This is a genomic window from Magnetococcales bacterium (assembly GCA_015231175.1).
In the GTDB taxonomy this organism is placed as follows: Bacteria; Pseudomonadota; Magnetococcia; order Magnetococcales; family DC0425bin3; genus HA3dbin3.
In genome coordinates this window covers 1-19,041 of sequence record JADGBZ010000030.1, presented here as the reverse complement: position 1 = coordinate 19,041, position 19,041 = coordinate 1, and the positions used below count along the sequence as shown (strand labels likewise).

The 19,041-nt window shown below is 57.8% G+C and carries 19 protein-coding genes; 7 read left to right on the top strand and 12 right to left on the bottom strand.

Features of this window, described 5'->3' with window-relative positions:
* Positions 1 to 118: 118 nt before the first annotated feature.
* From HQL63_08355 to HQL63_08325, 7 genes are all read left to right on the top strand, one after another.
* Entirely contained in the window at positions 119 to 730 is a 612-nt protein-coding gene (locus HQL63_08355) for a sigma-70 family RNA polymerase sigma factor (GenBank protein MBF0176843.1), read from the top strand.
* A gap of 103 nt (positions 731 to 833) precedes the next feature.
* Entirely contained in the window at positions 834 to 1,127 is a 294-nt protein-coding gene (locus tag HQL63_08350; protein ID MBF0176842.1) for a zf-HC2 domain-containing protein, read from the top strand.
* Between the two features lie 199 nt (positions 1,128 to 1,326).
* Positions 1,327 to 2,811: a DegQ family serine endoprotease gene (locus tag HQL63_08345; protein ID MBF0176841.1), complete on the top strand. Its 1,485-nt coding sequence runs from the start codon at positions 1,327 to 1,329 to the stop codon at positions 2,809 to 2,811.
* A 171-nt stretch (positions 2,812 to 2,982) separates the two neighbouring features.
* Positions 2,983 to 3,186 carry a 30S ribosomal protein S21 gene (locus tag HQL63_08340; protein MBF0176840.1) on the top strand — a complete coding sequence of 68 codons (204 nt, stop codon included), beginning with the start codon at positions 2,983 to 2,985 and terminating at the stop codon, positions 3,184 to 3,186.
* A gap of 118 nt (positions 3,187 to 3,304) precedes the next feature.
* Complete coding sequence (locus HQL63_08335) at positions 3,305 to 3,574, top strand: hypothetical protein (protein ID MBF0176839.1); 270 nt, start codon at positions 3,305 to 3,307, stop codon at positions 3,572 to 3,574.
* A gap of 160 nt (positions 3,575 to 3,734) precedes the next feature.
* Entirely contained in the window at positions 3,735 to 5,048 is a 1,314-nt protein-coding gene (locus tag HQL63_08330) for a hypothetical protein (protein ID MBF0176838.1), read from the top strand.
* A 12-nt stretch (positions 5,049 to 5,060) separates the two neighbouring features.
* On the top strand, positions 5,061 to 6,521 hold the full coding sequence (locus tag HQL63_08325; GenBank protein MBF0176837.1) for a hypothetical protein: 1,461 nt from the start codon (positions 5,061 to 5,063) through the stop codon (positions 6,519 to 6,521).
* A gap of 258 nt (positions 6,522 to 6,779) precedes the next feature.
* Here HQL63_08325 and msrB read toward each other — a convergent pair whose 3' ends face one another.
* Genes msrB through HQL63_08265 form a run of 12 tightly spaced genes read right to left on the bottom strand, consistent with a single transcriptional unit; the run spans position 6,780 to position 18,730 of the window.
* Positions 6,780 to 7,271 carry a peptide-methionine (R)-S-oxide reductase MsrB gene (gene msrB, locus HQL63_08320; protein ID MBF0176836.1) on the bottom strand — a complete coding sequence of 164 codons (492 nt, stop codon included), beginning with the start codon at positions 7,269 to 7,271 and terminating at the stop codon, positions 6,780 to 6,782.
* 9 nt (positions 7,272 to 7,280) lie between these two features.
* Positions 7,281 to 8,369 carry a glycosyltransferase family 1 protein gene (locus tag HQL63_08315; protein MBF0176835.1) on the bottom strand — a complete coding sequence of 363 codons (1,089 nt, stop codon included), beginning with the start codon at positions 8,367 to 8,369 and terminating at the stop codon, positions 7,281 to 7,283.
* Positions 8,366 to 9,319 carry an FkbM family methyltransferase gene (locus tag HQL63_08310; GenBank protein MBF0176834.1) on the bottom strand — a complete coding sequence of 318 codons (954 nt, stop codon included), beginning with the start codon at positions 9,317 to 9,319 and terminating at the stop codon, positions 8,366 to 8,368. Before HQL63_08310 ends, HQL63_08315 begins: the two co-directional genes overlap by 4 nt.
* Complete coding sequence (locus tag HQL63_08305) at positions 9,316 to 10,167, bottom strand: FkbM family methyltransferase (protein ID MBF0176833.1); 852 nt, start codon at positions 10,165 to 10,167, stop codon at positions 9,316 to 9,318. The genes HQL63_08310 and HQL63_08305 overlap by 4 nt, the downstream gene beginning before the upstream one ends.
* On the bottom strand, positions 10,164 to 11,402 hold the full coding sequence (locus HQL63_08300; GenBank protein ID MBF0176832.1) for a glycosyltransferase family 4 protein: 1,239 nt from the start codon (positions 11,400 to 11,402) through the stop codon (positions 10,164 to 10,166). Before HQL63_08300 ends, HQL63_08305 begins: the two co-directional genes overlap by 4 nt.
* 32 nt (positions 11,403 to 11,434) lie before the next feature.
* Entirely contained in the window at positions 11,435 to 12,676 is a 1,242-nt protein-coding gene (locus HQL63_08295) for a glycosyltransferase family 4 protein (protein MBF0176831.1), read from the bottom strand.
* Positions 12,673 to 14,463, bottom strand: a complete 1,791-nt coding sequence (locus tag HQL63_08290; protein ID MBF0176830.1) for a hypothetical protein — start codon at positions 14,461 to 14,463, stop codon at positions 12,673 to 12,675. Before HQL63_08290 ends, HQL63_08295 begins: the two co-directional genes overlap by 4 nt.
* Positions 14,460 to 15,701, bottom strand: a complete 1,242-nt coding sequence (locus HQL63_08285) for a hypothetical protein (protein ID MBF0176829.1) — start codon at positions 15,699 to 15,701, stop codon at positions 14,460 to 14,462. Before HQL63_08285 ends, HQL63_08290 begins: the two co-directional genes overlap by 4 nt.
* Positions 15,698 to 16,414, bottom strand: coding sequence for an acylneuraminate cytidylyltransferase family protein (locus HQL63_08280; protein ID MBF0176828.1), 717 nt, complete (start codon positions 16,412 to 16,414; stop codon positions 15,698 to 15,700). Before HQL63_08280 ends, HQL63_08285 begins: the two co-directional genes overlap by 4 nt.
* 4 nt (positions 16,415 to 16,418) lie before the next feature.
* Positions 16,419 to 17,117, bottom strand: coding sequence for a WbqC family protein (locus HQL63_08275; GenBank protein ID MBF0176827.1), 699 nt, complete (start codon positions 17,115 to 17,117; stop codon positions 16,419 to 16,421).
* Entirely contained in the window at positions 17,114 to 18,031 is a 918-nt protein-coding gene (locus HQL63_08270; GenBank protein MBF0176826.1) for a hypothetical protein, read from the bottom strand. The genes HQL63_08275 and HQL63_08270 overlap by 4 nt, the downstream gene beginning before the upstream one ends.
* A 12-nt stretch (positions 18,032 to 18,043) precedes the next feature.
* Positions 18,044 to 18,730, bottom strand: coding sequence for an acetyltransferase (locus HQL63_08265; GenBank protein ID MBF0176825.1), 687 nt, complete (start codon positions 18,728 to 18,730; stop codon positions 18,044 to 18,046).
* Positions 18,731 to 19,041: the final 311 nt, after the last annotated feature.

Genomic DNA, 19,041 nt, shown 5'->3' with positions numbered 1-19,041 from the left:
TAATATAACCTGGAAGACTCTCGCCTCCCTTCGGGAGTGAGCTGGTGTGGGGAACTTTTTATGGATTGCCTTGTCGAACCCGGTAATCGTGTGGTCTCCATCAGAACAGGTGGTGCAGGTGGTTGAAGCGGACAATATCCTTGTCGAAAAAGTCAAGAAGGGTGACAACCGTGCCTTCGAGTTGCTTATGCGCAAATATCAAGGCCGGATCGCGTCGGTCATATCCCGTACCGTGTCCGACCCTTCCAGGGTGCAGGATTTGACCCAGGAGACCTTCCTCAAGGCCTATCGCGCCCTGCCAACGTTCCGTGGCGATTCGGCTTTCTATACGTGGTTGTTCCGGATCGCGGTCAATACGGCCAAGAACCACCTCATGGTGGCTGACCGGGGTGTGTTGGCCCATGATTTGGAGCTGGACGATGCCGACAAGGTGGCGCCGCAATTGCGTGATTACAACACACCGGAGCGTCAACTTCTCCAGGATGAGTTGCTTGAGACCTTGGATGCCGCCATACGCGACCTCCCCGAGATGATGCGTAAGGTCATTGAGTTGCGGGACATTCAGGATAAATCTTATGAGGAGATCGCCGCGCTACTGGAGTGTCCGATCGGAACGGTCCGCTCACGCATCTTCCGGGGCCGACAGGAGATTATGGATCGCATGAAACGATACCTGACGGCCGGGGTGCGGCCCCACTATAAAACTGAAAACCGTGAAAGCGAACCTTGATCGTTGTGCCCTGATCGGTCAGGGGGTCGCTCGCCAGGATTCCGGTTCGTCGCCGGATGGTGAATGGCTGCAATAACAACGACAAAACCAGTAGGGGTTGCTCATGCGTTGTGATCACGAATTGATTTCAGCATACCTGGACGGAGAGTTGGATGCGGCGCTTCTGGACTCCGTGACCTCCCATCTGTTGGATTGCCCGGAGTGTGGCCGTCAATTCAGTGCGCTTGCCCAGGCCCGTGATGCCATCCAAAAAAATTGCCTGATCCCCGACCCGGAGGGTGTCATCGCGTCGGTTATGGCTGTCATCGATCAAAAAAGCTCCTCGCCATCCGCCGGGAAAAATTTCTCTCCACCCCTTTCCATGTGGACCATGAAGAACGGCGCCATTCGCAAGTAGGAGCGGCCCTTTTACGTCCCGCTTGCCTTCCCCATGTGCGATAGGCTGGAATAGTGCGTGGGAACGCCTCTTCTGCCGTTTCTCCGCGCCTCTCTCCTCGTGTATACTGCGTCCGAGTGGCCTGTCTCCCCGAGCGCACCGCAGGTGTCCTGTTGGGTGTACAGGTTGACCGTGGTCTCCCCCAGGATTGAGGATTTTCATGAAGAACAAGATCTGTATGCGCCGTTTGTCGGCATTGTTGGTGGCTTTGTTGTTTTTCGTTCCCGGTCGCAGCGGCGCCGCGCCTCCTCTCAACTCTCCCGACCTGGTTGCCCTGGTCAAAAGTCTGAAGCCGGTTGTCGTCAACATCAGCACGGCCCAGAGCGGTAACGGTCGGCATGCCGAAGAGGGTGACGACGAGGATTCCGACTCCGCCCGCCCCAATCCCAAAGCCCCCCCGGGCGGTGGACCAGGCGCCCGGGATTTTTCCTTCAAGGGGACGCCGTTCGAAGAGTTTTTCAAGCGTTTTTTCGACCGTATGCCCGATCAGGGGTTCAAGTCGCGCAGCCTCGGTTCCGGCGTCATCATCAATGCGTCCGGCTTTATTCTGACAAACAACCATGTTGTTGAAAATTCGACTGAAATTTTGGTGAGGCTCTCCACCGACGAGGAGTTTACCGCAGAGGTCGTCGGCAGAGACGCCAAAACCGATCTGGCCCTGATCCGTATCAAGGCGCCGCATCCTTTGCCCGAGGCCATCCTGGGTGATTCTGAAAAGGCGGAGGTCGGCTCCTGGGTACTTGCCATCGGCAATCCCTTCGGTTTGGAGGCGACGGTCACCGCTGGCATCATTTCCGCCAAGGGGCGTGTCATCGGCACTGGCCCCTATGATGACTTCATCCAGACCGATGCAGCCATCAATCCCGGCAACTCCGGCGGACCGCTCTTCAATCTGGATGGCCAGGTGATTGGCATCAACACGGCCATTTTTTCCCGTTCCGGCGGCAATATGGGCATCGGTTTTGCCATTCCTGTCAACTTGGCCAAGCAGATCGTCGATCAGTTGAAATCTCAAGGCCATGTCACCCGGGGTTGGCTGGGGGTTCGCATCCAGACCATCACCCAGGATCTGGCGGATGCCCTGGGATTGGACAAGCGCCATGGCGCTCTCGTTGCCAGTGTTGACCCCGGTGGCCCGGCTGACAAGGCCGGCTTGAAGGCCAGGGATGTCATCATCTCCTTTGACGGACACCCCGTGGATCGCATGCACGAGCTCCCCACCATCGTTGCTTCCACACCGGTGGGTAAAAAGGTGGAGTTGGAGATCGTCCGTGACGGCGCCCATAAAAAACTTGTCACAGCTATCTCCGAAATGAAGGAGGAAGCCGTCGTCTCGGATGTCTCTCCGCACACCGACAAGAGTTCACTGGGCCTGACCGTTTCGCCCATAACACCCAAAATTCGCCAAGATCTGGAGCTGGCCGACGACATGACGGGCATTGTCATCACTGCCGTGAAGCCTGGCAGCAGCGCCTTTGCCGTGGGCTTGCGTCCGGGTGATGTCATCAGTGAAATCAACCGTAACAAGATTCATAGCCTGGAGGAGTTTCAACGTATCACTAAAGGTGTGAAAAAGGGTGACATGCTCCTCATCCTGGTCATGCGTGACGGAGACCCGCGCTTCCTGGCCATGAAGGTTGATTGAACGAATCTCCGGCCCCTTCCGTATGACCTGCAATCCGGGGGGGGGCCGGGGAGTTGCCCGCAAAAATAAATGTACCCTTGATTTTATCGGAAAGTGCAATTACCCTGAATGGGTTTTGGTCCGTTCGGTGGACCTGCCCATCGTGTATGCAACCGGAAGGAGAGGATTTTCGTGAGGGTTGAGGTTTACGACAACAATGTCGATCAGGCCATTCGGGTTCTGAAGAAAAAAATGAACCGGGAAGGTATGTTCCGGGAGATGAAAAAACGCAAATTTTTTGAAAAGCCCTCCGAAAGACGGCGCAGGAAAAAGGCCGAGGCTGTTCGGCGGCTCCGAAAAAAACTGCGCCGGGCCATCGTGGCCGGCATGAGCTAGCGCACCCGCTCTCAGCTTCTGTCTGGCCAACCCCTGTCAGAAATCCTGGAACAGCTCCCTCCTGCAACCTTGCGGGGGGGAGCTGTTTTCGTTGGTCCATGCGATGCGGGTTAGACCCATGCCGACGCAAAAGTTTCGGACCATGCTCGAAGTGTACGATCAGGCGGCCATGCGCCACTTCAGGGATGCGCAACTCCTGGAAAAGGAGGGGCGTCTGGCCAATGCCGACCAACTCTATGGTTTTGCAGCAGAGTGCGCTATCAAGTTTGCCGTGGCAGGGTGCAGAAAAAATTCCGGGTCGGTCGAAAAAAAGCATATCAATGATTTGTGGGGTCATGAGACCTTATTGAAGGTGGATAGGAAGTACAAAGCCTTGTTGGCCTTCTAGCGTAGCAAGCGCGATAATCCTTTCGCCGATTGGTCTGTGAGCCAGCGCTATGCAGGCGACCATAAGAGTTTTTCAGAATCCATGACCCAACATCGGGATGTGGCCAAACGCATCCTCGGCTGCGTTGGTCTCCCGGGTATACGGCATGAGGGGTCGTGATATGGTCAGATTTGATGAGGCTGTTCCTGCCGTGCTTGGTCTTATGAAGAAAATTCCCACCCTTCATGCCAGGATGCGCGAGGTCTGCCTGGTTCGGGATATGGCGGGCGCGATCACGGTTATCCTGCCTGATCAGCTCCTTGACCGGAAGGAAGTGGAGCGTTTGGCCAAGCGTCTGCACACCTGTCTTGGCGGTTACAGTCCTGGCCAGGGACGGATCCTTCTGGAACACTCCGATTTGATCGATAAAGCAGATATTCTTGACTCTCCCCAGCGATTGCAGATTGCGGACGAAGAGGCATTTTTGATTGATCGTCTGTTGACCAACCAAGAGTGGCTCGTGAAGCCTGTGGTGGAGAATCTGCCCCTACCCACAGCAGCAGCCTTCAGCATCAAGGGGGGCGTGGGGAGAAGCACCGCCTTGGCGGCCTGGGCATGGGGGTTGGCGCGGCAGGGGCGGCGTGTCCTGGTCGTGGATCTGGACCTGGAGGCGCCAGGCATCGCCTCGCTGTTGCTGGACGAGTTGCCGGGGTTTGGCCTGGTGGATTGGCTGGTCGAGTCCCTTGCCAATCAGGCGGACGCTGCGCTTCTGGACGATATGCTGCGCGAAAGTCCCTTGAATCAGGAGTGTACGGGGGGCATTCAGGTCATTCCAGCCTATGGCAACAAGACCTTGGACTATGTTGCCAAACTTGGCCGGATCCATGTGTCCGCCATGGATGGAAAGGGCGAGTCGCTTGGTCTGGCAGAACGCCTTGTAGCTTTGTTGCAAACTGTTGCAATACGTCATGCGTCGCCCGAAGTCGTCCTCCTGGATGCCCGTGCCGGCTTGCACGATATTGGTGCGGCAGCGCTATCCCAGCTTCCGACCGAAGTTTTCCTCTTTGCCAGAGATGACCAACAAACCTGGGAAGCTTATGGACATTTATTCCAACATCTACAGAGATCACGCTGCGTGGAATGGGGTATGCGGAAAAAAGATTTACGCTGGCGCTTCAACATGGTTGCGGCCCAGACGGGGGGGAGCGAGAGTGATTATAAACGTGCGATCAGCAAATCCTACAAGGTTTGGTCGGATTATCTGTACGATGCGCCTTCCCAGGATGGTACCACGTTGAACATGCAAGAATTTCAAGAATTTGAAGAGCATGCGCCCCATTTTCCCATCCCAATCTATCTCGAAACCCTTTTGGCAAAGAAAAATTTTCTCGACCCTGCACAGAAACCACCCTGGGAAGTGGTCGAACGCGCATTTGGCAGGTTCATCACGGAAGCGACAAGTCGGTTGCCCGGATTTCAGGAGAAATCAGATTGATGGAGAATCTGCATGGCTGACTACACGCCGCCTGAGGCGAAACAATTACGCAAAGTTCTCTCTGCGTTGCCAGATGTCCCCGCCCAGGAGAGTTTGACTCCTCCCGCCCTGAGCAAGGTTTATCTACCCAAGAACCATGGCAAAGCGCTCAGTCTGGACGCCAGTATTGTCAGCGGTATGCGCGGCGCCGGCAAGAGTTTCTGGACCGCCGTTCTTTCCAGTCCAGAACATCAGGCCCTGGTGCAACAGTTGGCGGGCCATGCGTGGAAACCGGGTGTGCATGTGCGGGTGGGATATGGTTTGGACGATACCGAAAAGTGGTTTCCCTCCGAACCAACCTTGGCTGCCATCCTGAAAAAGAAAATGGACCCATTTGTGATCTGGCAGACCGTGGTTTTGCGGCATGCCCTGGATGTTTGCGGCATGGATCAGCCGTTTCCGCAGGGGTGGCATGAGGCCATTCAGTGGTGTTCGCAAGAAACAGAACGGGTGGGCCAACTGTTGACCCAATGTGATCAGGAACTGCTCAGGCAGGATAAACCCCTCCTTGTCCTGTTCGATTCCCTGGATCGACTTGCCTCGGAATGGCCTGCGATACGCAAGCTCCTGGCAGGCGCTCTGCGCTTTTGCCTCCAGTGCCGGTCGCGACAGATGATTCGTCTCAAGTTTTTCCTTCGGCCAGATATGGAGGAAGATACGGAGATATGGGAGTTCAGAGACAGTTCAAAACTTAGAAGCTCAAAAGTTGAACTCTCGTGGGGAAAAGCGGACCTTTACGGACTTGTGTTTCATATGATTGGCAACTCATCGGACTTTGGGGAGAGATTTCGGGCGATCAACCCTCATTCCTGGCAAAACAAGGAGGGAATTTATTTTGTTCCCGATGAACTGATTCGTGACGAACACCTGCAAAAAGAGATCGTTGGCCGCATAGCCGGGCCCCATATGGGATCAAACAGTCGTCGTGGTTATACCTATACCTGGATTCCATCTCATCTGGCGGATGCCATCGGTCGCGTCAGTCCGAGAAGTATCTTGTTGGCTTTCAAAAGAGCTGCGGAAACCATGGAAAAATACCCGGACTACAAGTTCGCTTTGCATCATGAGGCCATTCAGCAAGGGGTGGTGCATGCATCCAGGACACGAGTGGATGAAATCAAGGAAGATTATCCCTGGATCAAACCCATTCTCGAAGCCTGCCGCAATATGACGGTACCCATCGACAGCGCTGAATTTACAAAAAACTGGAAAGGAGCGACCCTGCGGTTGGTTGAGGTGGAAGGCAAGAAAAAATTGCCGCCACGCAGGTTTGGCTTCGATCCGATCCGCAAGGGCAACAAAGAAGCGCTCCTGGATGACCTGATCGAACTGGCTGTCATCTACCGAACTGAAGGGGACCGCATCAACATGCCGGACATATTTCGTGTGCAGTTTGGCATCAAGCGCAAAGGCGGGGTCAAACCGCCCCGCTGAACTCTTTGACATCAAGCGCAAAGGTGGGGTCAAACCGCCCCGCTGAACTCTCTGGAGGAATCCGTGTTGGCATGGAACCCGGTTCCATGCCCAATGTGCGCACGGCGCGAAACAACCATTCCTGGTCTGGGAAAACGTCATTTTACCATGCGCAACTGCTCCAGCAGGCGTTGCGGACCCGCATCCAGAGGGGTTTCCACCGTGATGGATGGGCCGGTGCGAGGATGGGTCTTGGTTGGACATCGTCGGCTATGCTGATCAGGCTTCAGGTACAAATTTCAAGGCCAATCCATTATTGCAATAACGTTTTCCCGTAGGTTGTGGTCCGTCATTGAAAACATGCCCCTGATGCCCCCCACATCGGGCGCAGTGGTATTCGGTGCGGGGATAGATCAGATGAAAGTCGGTCTTGGTCGCCACCCGTTCGGGAATGGTTGCAAAAAAGCTGGGCCAACCGGTACCACTGTCAAACTTGCTGGCGGAGGAAAAAAGAGGTGCTTCGCAGCCGGCACAGATGAAAGTTCCCGCCCGATGTTCGTCGTTCAGATGGCTGGAAAACGGAGGTTCGGTGCCCTCGCGACGCAAAATCTTGTATTGCTGCGGGGTCAATATTTTTTGCCATTCCGCATCCGTTTTACTCACTTTTTCCTCCTTCCGGGTCTCCCCTGTGGCGTAACGGGGAGCCATCAAGGTCATGGCGGAACCGACGCCACAAGCGGCCATCAGCAACAAAAAATCTCTTCTCGACATGGCGCAACCTCACAACATGGCTTCCTGGAGTAACGCACCAAAGTGGTCGCAAAACAGGGTGGCGGCTGCTGCACCTTCCACATGACGACGATAGTATGCCTGCCCTTGCCTGGCCACCTCCACGGCACGTTCGGGTTCGGCCAGAAGGGTGGCGATGCACGCTTCAAGGTCCGTCAAATCCCAGCGATGCGCTACCATGGTGAGGCCATTCTGATACAAATCCGGCCAGGTTTCCATATGCGACATGTCCGGTTTCAACAACACGGCGCCGCAAAGAAAAGTTTCATAATCCCGATAGGCAATCTCGCCCCAGCCAAATGGCGAAACGACCACCCGACTGGCTGCCATCTCCTGCAAATACTGCTTGCGTTGCAAACGGCCTGCACCCCGATATTGGGACAACAGGCGATCGATCAACACCCGCTGATGGGCCACAACGGCGCTGCGATAGTGGGTGTTGATCCGACAGGCCACGGCATGGGGACGTGGGGCTTCCGGGGGATGAAACGGTGTTGGAGAACGTAGGAGCCAACGCAGAGGCAGACGCTGATAAAGATCCATGCGCCGATGCCCCCAGCGGGAGTAGTCTGCCAGGCCCGAATTCCAGGAGAGGCGCAATTTTTCGAGCCAGGCTGCGTTGGTAATAACGGTCGCAGGAACGGGTTGGGCATCCTCGATACCGTCCCGCCGATGGTAGTCATCGGTATAAAGCCGATTGCCATACATGGGGGTCAGGTAGCGCGTCCGATCACGGAGCAGTTGATTTTTGCAGTAGCGATGCACAAAGGGCAAAACATCGGTCACAATCCAACCGCTGTTGTCACCTGTATCAAAGAACAACACCCGCCTGATCCGCTGCTGAAAAGAGGCCAACTCCTCCAGAATGGCCGGGGAACGTCTCTCCCAATCCAGACGGTAAAATTTGCTCTCGACGATCAACACGTCACAGGCGTACACCTCGGGGACAATGGCCGTAAACATGCGCCAGCGGATGCCGCGTTCCCGCAACTCTGCCCGGTAACGAAGGAGTGGAAACAAAAACCCTCGCCCGTTGGTGGTCACGCACCCTTCGGTCAGAATGTGAACCCGTATGCTCAAGGGGCGGTGATTTTTTGCAGAAGGACCGTGCGCAGACCCCCGGAGTGACAGATGAATTCAATGGCGTCGTCGGGTTTGATGTCGCGAAAGATGACCCGGGTGAGAAAATCGGTGTGGATGGGTTCTCCTCCCCGATAGCCACGCGCTTCGACCTTGGCTGTTCCCGCTGCACTGGATGAGGCTGCCATGGGGACACCATAACCGCAGGCAAAAAGCCGCCGCAGGGGCTTTTCCAGATCGTGATCCGGTGTGTACCGGGTCAGGTGGGTCTCGAAGACGATCATGGGGGCCATTTTGCCAGCCTCCACGGCATCCACCAGACCGTTGATCACTTCCACTTCATGGCCTTCCACATCCATGCGGATCAAATCCGGGGCGCCATGTTCGGGTAACAACTCCGGTACGGTGATGGTCTCCACGTCGATGGTTTTGCCGGTCAGGTGGGTGGTGCCCGAACCAACGGGGTGGAAGGTATTCAGGTTCGATTGCGCCGCCAGGTGAAAGGTCTGCCGGTCATGCCGGTCGGAAACCGCGCAGGCCAAAAGGGTCACTTGGGGGCAACCATTCAGGGCCAGATTTTTTTTCAAAAGTTCCGCATTGGCCGGAGAGGGCTCGATGGCCACGATGCGCCCCTGGGGACCGATCAATCCTTGTTCCATTAAGACATAGTAACCAATATTGGCACCGATATCAAAAACGGTCATCCCTGGTTTCAGAACCTCCTCCAGGATGATCTTGTGATCCAACTCCCGGGAGCCAAAAAGGAGCAGGGTGCGGGATATTCCCCGATCCTGGGTATCCAGAAACATGCGGTAATTGTAGATGGGTTTTTCCAGGAATCGTTCACCCAGAAGTCGACCCTGCACAAGAATTTGCAGGCCATTGAGGACCACCCGGGCCAGACCGGCGGGACCACGATGGCGCAGGACGGTCGCAATGTTGGAGATCATGGCCGGTTTTCCTCCCTGGGAAGCAACAAATATTCATTCATTTCCAAACGTCCGACAGGCATACGGCTTTCTGGGGTCAAGATGTCATATTCCAACTCGTGAAGCAAATCGACGATGGCTTCCGGGGTCTGGTCCAGCAGGCGGATCTGTCCGGGGTGGATGCTCAGAAAAAGCTTCGGACGTACCTGGGACAGCACCTCCCTGGCGCCCCGGAGGACAAACAGTTCGTACCCCTCCACATCGATCTTGATCACCTCGGGCCGCAAGTTGCGCCGGCGGCAAAAGCCATCGAGGGTGATTTGATTTTTTTCCGTGACCGAGTAGGCGTCCCGATCCTTCGTCTTGATCACCACCGAGTTCATGCCGGCATCGGCGTTCATTTCATGAAAACGGACCCCGGATCGTTCGACATCGCCGACCAGATCGGGGATCACCTCGACATGCGCAAATCCGTTGGCGGTCAGATGTCCCAGCAAAAATTCCCGGTTGGCGGTGGCCGGTTCAAAAGCGTAGACCCTCCCCCCCGGGGCGACAACCGCCGCCATGGGCAAAGCGACCAGACCGATGTGCGCCCCCACATCCAGGACACAACCCCGCCCCCGGCACGCCTCGACACACACCTGGAACCCGGCATTGTGCCGGTCTCCCCATTGCTCGAAATTGCTGAAGGCAAAACGCCCGTTGAGACGGAAAGGGCCATAGGGACCGATCCGGGTGGAGACGGTCAGGTGGGCCCCTACCCGTCCCTGCAACCAACGATAGAGGGTTCCGGAAAGACGCCAGAGCGGTGCCAGCTGTTTCAGAGGTCCGTGACGCAACCGGCGCAAGGTACGAATCATGGAGGTCATGCCCTGGTTTGTGCAACAGCCCGATGGTAGAGGTCAACGTATTTTTTTACGACCGTGTCCCAGGAGAAGTGCTGAACACGTTCCCGGGACCGTTCCGCCCACTGCGCACGAGCGGCGGGATTTTGCAACAGGTGCGTCATGGCCTCGGCCAGCGGGGCATCTTCCCCGGGTGGGACGAGCAGGCCATCCCGCCCCTGGCGCATGATATCCCGGCACCCCGGGGCATCTGTCGTGATGACCGGCAAACCGGCAGCCATGGCCTCCACCAAAACAATGCCAAAGGTTTCGATCAGGGAGGGAAAAACAAACACATCCGCTGATTGATACAGGGCGACCAGATCATCGGCAGGCAGTTGCAACGCCTGGCCAGGCAGGCCGCCACGCCCTGGTTTCTCGACCGATTTCCAGAGGATGCACTCCTGCTCAACATCCAATTGACGTATCAGGGGCAAAAGGGTGTCGGCGCCACCCCCGGCAATCACCAGACGAAACCCGCCAACATGGTTCTGCCGCATCCGCGCCGCCGCCTGGATCAGGGCGGGAAAATTTTTTTTGGGATGATTTCTCCCCACGGCCAGAAAGAGACAGTCCGTGGCCGGAACGCCCAGCCCGCTGCGCACCTTTTCCCGATCGACATGGCCCTGGAATCGTTCCAGATCGACACCGTTGGGAATGGAGACGATCCGCTCTTCACCCACCCCCAGGCTGCGGTACTCGGCGACCACGCTGTCGGTGATGGCAACCAGGAACTGCGCCTGCGGCAACCAGCGCCGCATCAGGGTATCCACCCGTGGATCAAGCCGCGCCCCATAGCCGATCCCGGCAGCCTTCTGGATATCCTCCCCGGCACAACGGACAAAATGGGGAATGTTCCCGTGCTTCCGGGCAAAGTGTATCAGGGCAACGCCCACGGGATAACCGATCGTTCCATGCCACACATCAAAGCGGTGTCGCCTGTGCAAATGGGCAAAAAAATGATCCAGCAACCATAATCCCGCTGTGGGCCAGCGGTTCACAACTCCTCCCATGCGGGGGGGAAAGGCGACCACTTCATAAGGCAATGGCCACGCTTCGCGCCGCAACTGCCGGACGAGGGGCGCCGGAGCCACAACCACCGGATGGTGACCATCCCGCTGCAAACGGGAGGCTATGTTGTGCAACCCCACCTCGGCCCCACCCGTGTTCGGCAAAAAGGAGGAGATGGGCAGGGCGATACGTAAGAAGTCACGTTCCATGTTGCCTGGCCTCCTCCCGGACCGGTAGCGGATCAAGGAGCATGGGTAAGCCAGGTGTCAACAGGGAGAACCTGATCCGGGGCTACGGAGGTCAGACCCTGGAGCAAACAGCGGTAGCCGTGGTCGATTACTGCCGTGGTTGCCTTGGCCAGGATGGCATCGGCCATGTGCATACACTGCTCGGGAGTGAATCTCTCGACCAGGAGAATGGCCTCGGCCCAGGCCGCCGGGTCCAGGGGGCGCAGAGAGCCGTTCTCACCCTCCCGGATCCACTCCCGGAAGGCCGCTTCGGCGGCGTTGGCCACGACGGGCACGCCGCAGGCCATCGCCTCCAGCATTGGTGTTCCCAAACCCTCATCCCACGCTGGCAAGGCGTAGAGATCCGCAAGCCGCATGAACGGGGCCGCAGACACATGGCCACTCTTGAGCATCACCCGGCTGGTCAGACCAAGCTCGCGCACTCTCGCTTCGATTTTCTGGAAACAAGCCAGATCCCGCTCTCGGAACGGACCACTCTCCACCAGTGGACCCACCAGAATCAATTTGAAACGGTCAGGCAGACGCGCTAAAACCTCCAGAAGAAAGATTTGATTTTTGCGCGGAATAAACTTGGCCACCGAGGTGATGACGCGATCCCCCTCCTGGAAAGGGGTCAACGCACGCCGCAGGGTTCCCCGCTGGGCAAAGTCAGGATAGAACACCTTTTCATCCACCGGGTTGGCCCGGATCCAGACATTGTCCCGCAACCCTTTTTGGACACACACCCGACCCAACTCTTCGGAGATGGCCACCACCACGGCGCCTCGGGTCAGATCGGGCTGCCAAAACCACCGCAGGCCGGGAAAATTGAGGTCCGGCGCCGCCCCGGCATTGACCAGCTCCAGCAGCAAGGGGATGCGCCGCCAGCGGGACCACATCACGGCAGCCGTGGTGGCCGGCGAGATACCCAACACATGCAGCACGTCACATTTTTTTTGCCGCAAAACCCAAAGCGCCGTCGCCCCCTCCCACCACATCTGACAGGCCTGCACGATCCGGCGCAGCCCGCTCCAGGGAATGCGGTGCGCATGCTGAAACAGGGGGGATGCCAGGCGCATGACAGGCACCCCCTCAAACACCTCCTGCCGTCGTCCGGCCTGGGTTACGGCATTGCACACCACCTCCCAGGTCAGCTCCGGCCACCGCTGCCGCAACCGTTGCCAGGTGGCGTGGGCGCGATGGCCCGAACCCGAGTATTCCGGTGGATACTTGCTGGAGACGACCAAAACTTTCATGATCCCGGGGCAAGCAGAAACCGGTTGATGGTGAGGAGGCCGTTCAGCAGACCACAATGGTCCCGTTGTCCCGTCATGTGCTCACCCACCATGGTACGCACCCGGTCCATCTCAAACAGGCCGAGGGCGGCCAGGGGTTCCGAGTCCGGTAACGCCCGTACCATGTCTTGAATATTGGGATTCATGTCGATCGAATCCCGGGCGGCAGGCCAGGAGCGATCATCGTTTCGGGGCATACTGCGCCAGCGCGGGCCAAACAATCGATTGGCTGCACCCCGTCCCCAACGCATGGCGGTGGCATACCACAACGAAAGGTCGGCGGGCAGGTTATGGTTGGCGTTGCGCACCCGCATCATTTTCGGGTTCAATTGCCGAATGGCCATCTGGTAGGCCCGCCAGTTGACCTTGTAATCCACCGGCATGGCAAGACACAGATCGTAAAGATCGTTCTCCATGGCCGGAATGCGATAATCCACGTAGCTGTGCAGGGAAAAAGCCATTTGGAAGGAGTAGTGGCGGGCAAAGTTGTGCAGGTGCATGAACTCCCACTGATCGTACCCCTCCGCACCAAAACCACGCCCCAGCTTCAATCTCTCTTCCACACTGTGGCGCAGTTTGTCGCGCAACTCCTGCTGCCGTTCAGGGCGAACGATGCTCCAGGGATCCGAAGTTTTCAGGCGGTAACTGATCGAATTCATGAACTGCCCGGCCAGATCCTGGTCGATGCCGCGCAGACGAAAAGCGCAACTCTCCGTTCCCAGTATGCGCCAGGGGGCCTTGGGCAGGTAGTGCCCACAAAACATGATATCCAGGGCCAACCCCAGAAACACGGCATGGGCAGCCGGCAGAATGTCCTGCTCATAACCGGCGAACTGGGCTTCGGTATGGTTGGTCATGCCCCCCGAGATATAAACGGCATCATCAATGCGGTTGTTCAGATACTGGACCGGACGCGGGATGAAATGGTGTGGTACTCCGGCGATACCGGTCAGTTCGGCTGCCACTTCATATTCGTTGTTGCGCTGCGGGCAGTTGGTGAAGCAGACAATCTTGCCCATCGTCGCGGCCAATATGGCGCGGGAATCCAAGCCACCGCTCAACATCAGACCATACTGGCGCTCATCCGACTGATACAACGCCACCGACTGCCGCAACCGATGGGACAGCTCCGTGGCAAATTTTTCCAAAGTCAACGTGGATTTGGTAAAGGTGGGGTGCCAATAACGCCGGATGGAACCATCTCCCGCACTCAACACCGAGGCAAATGGCAGAAAACGGCTCTCCGTTTCGTAGGTCTTCTCCCCGAACAGGCGCCGGAAATAGAGAAATTCAAAAAAAGCCGACGGCGCAAGTACAGGCTTCTCAATTCTGGCAAACAACTCCGTAAACGATGAACTTCCCAGCAACCGTTTCCCCTGTACCCGATAATAAAAGGGTCGGGAGGCGAACCGGTCCGTCATGATTTTCAACTCGGGAACGCGGGGATCGTAAAGAAGGATCAAAAACGATCCATTCAGTCCCCGGGCAAAGTCGAGGGGATCGGGATTATCCTGTAGATGACGCAGCGCTCCGGCGTCATGGATGCGTCCCTGAAAGGCCGGATGGCCACACAACACCACGACACGCTTTCCCAAACGATGCACACGGGGCATGGGGTGCATGTTCACAGCCGTCACGTGCAAAAAAGCATCCGCGTAAACGGCATCCTTTTCCGTGGGGGGAGGTGTGGTGGGGGGAAGTGCGATCCCCGCCGGATCGAAGGTCACCGCCAGGAGAAACCGGCTCATATCATCTCCATGAAGGCAGGCCAGGCCATATCCGGATAGAATCGATGTCCCCCCGGACCGGCCAAGGCCCGAACATGTTCGGGTTTTCCCAAACGCTCATACACCGGTCTTGCCCCGGCCACGACGGCAGCCACCTCGGAGAAGGGATAGAGATGGTCCCTCTCGCCCGACACGGCTACCACCGGACGCGGCGCACACAGGGCCAGGATATCGTCGTATTCCAACCATGCAAGGATTCCCGGAATGACGGTGTCCGGACAACTCTTGCGCCGGCCACTCGTGGTGCAGAAACGTCCGACGCAGCTGCCGGCGATGACGCCGGCGATACGCAGATCCAGGGCAGCCGCATAGAGGGCCGTATCTCCGCCACCCGAATTACCCATGGCGTAGATGCGCCGAGGATCGATCCGGTAGGCCGCGCCTGTCCGCTCCAGCCAGTTGACCACAGCGCAGACATCCATCACCCGCTCCGCCAGCAGGGTTCTTCCGAGCAGCAAGGCGCGATTCGCCTGATCGATACAGGGGTGATCCCACTGGTGGGTTACAACCTGTTCCCGACGCTCGCCGAAGCCGCTTTGCTCGATGCAAACCGCCACAAATCCCCTCGCCACCGCCTGCACGGCAAAATCCCCTCCCCGGGCCAACCGGGCTGGATCGATCGTCTCCCGTGCCTCGCCCCAGGAGATGTGGGCGCCCGAAGTGTGGCCTTGCAGGCAAATCATGACCGGGGCGAGTTCTTCTCCCCGGCGGACGGGATCACGCAACACACTGGCCACCACATACCGCCCGGAGGTCAGGCGCAGATAACACGCCTCCCGCTCCAAACCACCGGGCAGGATCTCACGAAAGGTGTGCGCAAGCTCCAGAGACCCTTTCCCGTGCCGAAAACCCATCAACTCTCCAAGCTTTTCACGAACCTCCGCCTGCCATACCCGGGGTTCGATCCCCTCGGCAAGATGTGTTCCCGCCTGCATCCGGACCCAGGAGAGTTGCAGGGCCACATTTTGATAGTCGGCAAAATGCCCGGTGCTGGGGCTTGCATGTTCAGGCGAGAGACCGGGTTCTTTCCCCAGAGGGCGCCATGGACCCAGCAGGGGCGTCAATTTTTCTCGCAACCGCAACAACCGGGATGCCAACAGAGGGCGTCCGCGCAAGGCGAACAAAATCCGGCGGAGAGAGAGCCCTCCTTCTCTCCGGACTCCCACTACGAATGAAGCCAGATCAGGTGAGGTGTTCACAAATGTTTTCCAGCCGCCTGGAGCTGGCGTCCGAGATAAAGGGCTTCCGCCATGGCCCAATCGTCGGCATCGTCGATATCGACCGACTTGACCCGGGGCATGGGGTAGCCCAAAAAATCATCATCGCGTCCGGCCCCCCGGATCTCCAGGATACGCCGTGCCGGAAAGAAGGTGAACGACCCCGCCTCATGATATTTTTTGCCCAAATCCTGCGACCGAACCTTGAACATGCCTGGTTGCGCCGGGGTCAAACGCCCCCCCTCGCCCAAAAGGTAGGCCCACTCGATGGGGACAGGGAAGGGAGTCACCCCCAGAACGGAGAGGGTCGGATTGGCATCCTGCAACGCCGCTGCTCCCCGCAGATCCGCCGCCTCCACCAGGGGGGAGCAGGGGTTGAGCAGACAAACCTGGTCAAAGTGCCGGCCACGCTCCTGCCAGGCCTCCAGGACATGCTTGAGGACCGGCATGAGGGGCGTATGGTCATCAGCCAGCTCCACGGGGCGCGGAAAGGCCACGGCATGCCCCAGGGACGCAACCACCGCCATGATCCGGTCACTCTCGGTGGAGACATGGATGCAGGAGAACAGGCCCGAGGCATGGGCAGCCTGCAAGGCGTAACCGATCATGGGCTGACCACAAAAAGACCGGATATTTTTGTCTGGCAACCGCTTGCTCCCGCCCCGGGCCGGTATGATGGCTATGCGTTCGGGCATGGGGTCACTCCCTGTATCCCTGGCGAATGAGCGCCAGACTCTCCGGGCCATGGTTGAACAACATGTCCACCACCGACATGTAGGGGATAAACTCCCCGAAGGGTTGCGTGTAGTGCGGATGCTCGTAGGCAAAATAACGCACCGGAATGCCGCGATCCGAAAAAGCGGTGGTGGCGTCCAGATACTCCCGCGATCCAGGCGGTGAGATGTAGAGCGATCCGCCCAGCGTGGTGCAGATGCCCGCCAGCAGGTCAGCCTTGCTCCCCGAGGTCTCCAGGGAGCTGGCCCGCACCAGCGGCGTGCGCATACCCAACTGGTCACGCAGCCACTGGATCAATTCAATGGTCAAATCCGCCAGTTTGCCATGCCCCTTGGCCAGAATCTCGAACAGGCCGGAACTGTAGGTCGCAAAGAACGGCGTTCTCCCATAGGCTGTTCGCAGGGAGCGTTCATGCGTCACGACAAAATCCCGCTCGCCATCGATGACCACATCCTGAATGCGTTGCTCCCGCAACCCTTTGCTCAAGACTGGCACCGTCAGCCACAAAGGCCCGTCGGCTGTCTTGATGCGGTTGCGCTGTTGCCAGGAGCGGCGGTCATACTGGACCACATCCAGCAGGACGAACTGATCCACCTGATCCATCAACCCGAAATACCCCGCCCACGGCAGATAGGTCGGCTGCATGATGGCCAGGGTGGTCACGACTCGACAGCCAGCCCGGCCCCCCAGGTTCCATAGGCATTGCCATTGTAGATCATGAATTTCCGGCCTTTGTGTCGGGCAATGACAGCATATTCGATCATCTCGGAGTCCCAACCGTCCGGTGACACGGTAATCCCGACAAAATCGTCGTTGCGGATCCAGTTAATGCCATCCTCGGACTCCGCGTAGGCCAGGCGGTAGGCCTTCCCCTTGGCTGCAAACCACATTTTGTAGATGCCATCTTCCAGGAGGACAAAAGGCCGGGCCAGGGCATTTTCATGGTCGTTGCGAAAATCGATGCACACGGTTCCGTCCCGATGCCAATGGATGCCATCGTGGGAGGTGGCGTGTTGCAGATTGTAGCGCGGCAGATCCCGATGCCGCCACGCCGTGCCAGCTACATACCACATGCGCCAGATGCCATGGTCGTAGAGGACGAACGGGGCGGTGTTGATGTAGGGGTTGATGTGGTTGCGGTCCAGTACGGGGGCTTCGGAATATTTTTTGTAGGTGTGGCCGTTGTCTTCGCTCAGGGCCAAACCCGCATAGAGGTCCATGCGCGTGGTGCCACCCGGTTTGAAACCGACATAATACATGTATTTGCGCTTGCCGTGATTGACAAGGCAGTTGGGTACCACCCCGTTGTCGTCAAAGGTGCCCAGATGGCCGGGATGGATGACCGGTTCCTTGGCCCAATCCACTACCTTGCCGTCCTGATCCAGATCGATGATGGCCCAGGCCACATGGGTCTGATTTTTGTCATTGCGACCGCCGAAATAGACCTTGAAACATCCGCCCTCCACCGGGATGGGGTCGATGGTAGGGGCCATGATATGGGTGCGGTTCCACCAAAGTTCGGTACGAGGCTCAAGGATGAGTCCCTTTTTTTCCCATTTGATCTTCCTGGTGAACATGCTCACATCCCCTCATTTTGTTCCGGAGGCATCCGTCAAGCCGAACAGTTGGTAGGTGTCTGTCTTCTCTGCCTTGGTTCGTTCCGGAGCGAAAAGCTGGCGCGGTTTGGTGTTGCGCATGATCAGGGAACCGGCCCCCACCATGTTTTCCGGACCGACCACAATCCGGTCGCGAATGGTGGCATTCACACCCAGGTAGGTGTAGGCGCCCACCCGCGAAAAACCCGACACGACCGCCTGGCCAGCCACGAAACAGTGCTCCTCGATGACGGCATTGTGGCCAATGTCGCAACCGCACCAGAGGATGACATCGTTGCCGATCCGGGTGAAAGGCTGCACGGTGCAATGGTCGAAGATGAACACATTGTCCCCAATCGTGGTGTTGGACCAGATTTGCACGCTGGGGTGAACGTAGGAGATCAGGGTATAACCCTTCTCCTTGGCTTCATGGTAGACCTTCGCCCGGGTCTTGTTGAGCTTGGATTGTCCCACGGCGACATACATCTTGAATTGATCCGGGGGATGGGTCGAGGTCAGCGACTCGAACGGCACCACCGGGCGCCCGAACAAAGTCTCCTCCTGCCGATGCGCGGCATGCACGGTGAAAGCCACCACATCATAGGGGCTGGCTTCGCTCAAGTAGGTGAAGGCAATTTTGGCATAGTCCGCCGTTCCGAACAAAACGATCTTGTCTTTCATAACATCCCTGTCGAGGTAACGCAGTTGGTGACACCGCCCCGCCGATCTCCCGCCCGCGTGGGGCAGATGCCCCCCGCCCACGCTCGCACGATCATCCCGGAGCGGCTCACAGGACCATTTTCGGCTGCCGCACGGTCCGATAACCCGCCAAGAATGGCGTCTCGACCGCCCGGGTGTCAACGGATTGTGCGTGGCGAATCAGGGTAATCGTTGGTCTGCAACCTGAATGTCCCCGAAGTCCAGATGGACAAGATGTGGGTAGTGTCCCTTCTTGGTTGATCGCGGTCACACAGCCCTACCAAACTCGAATC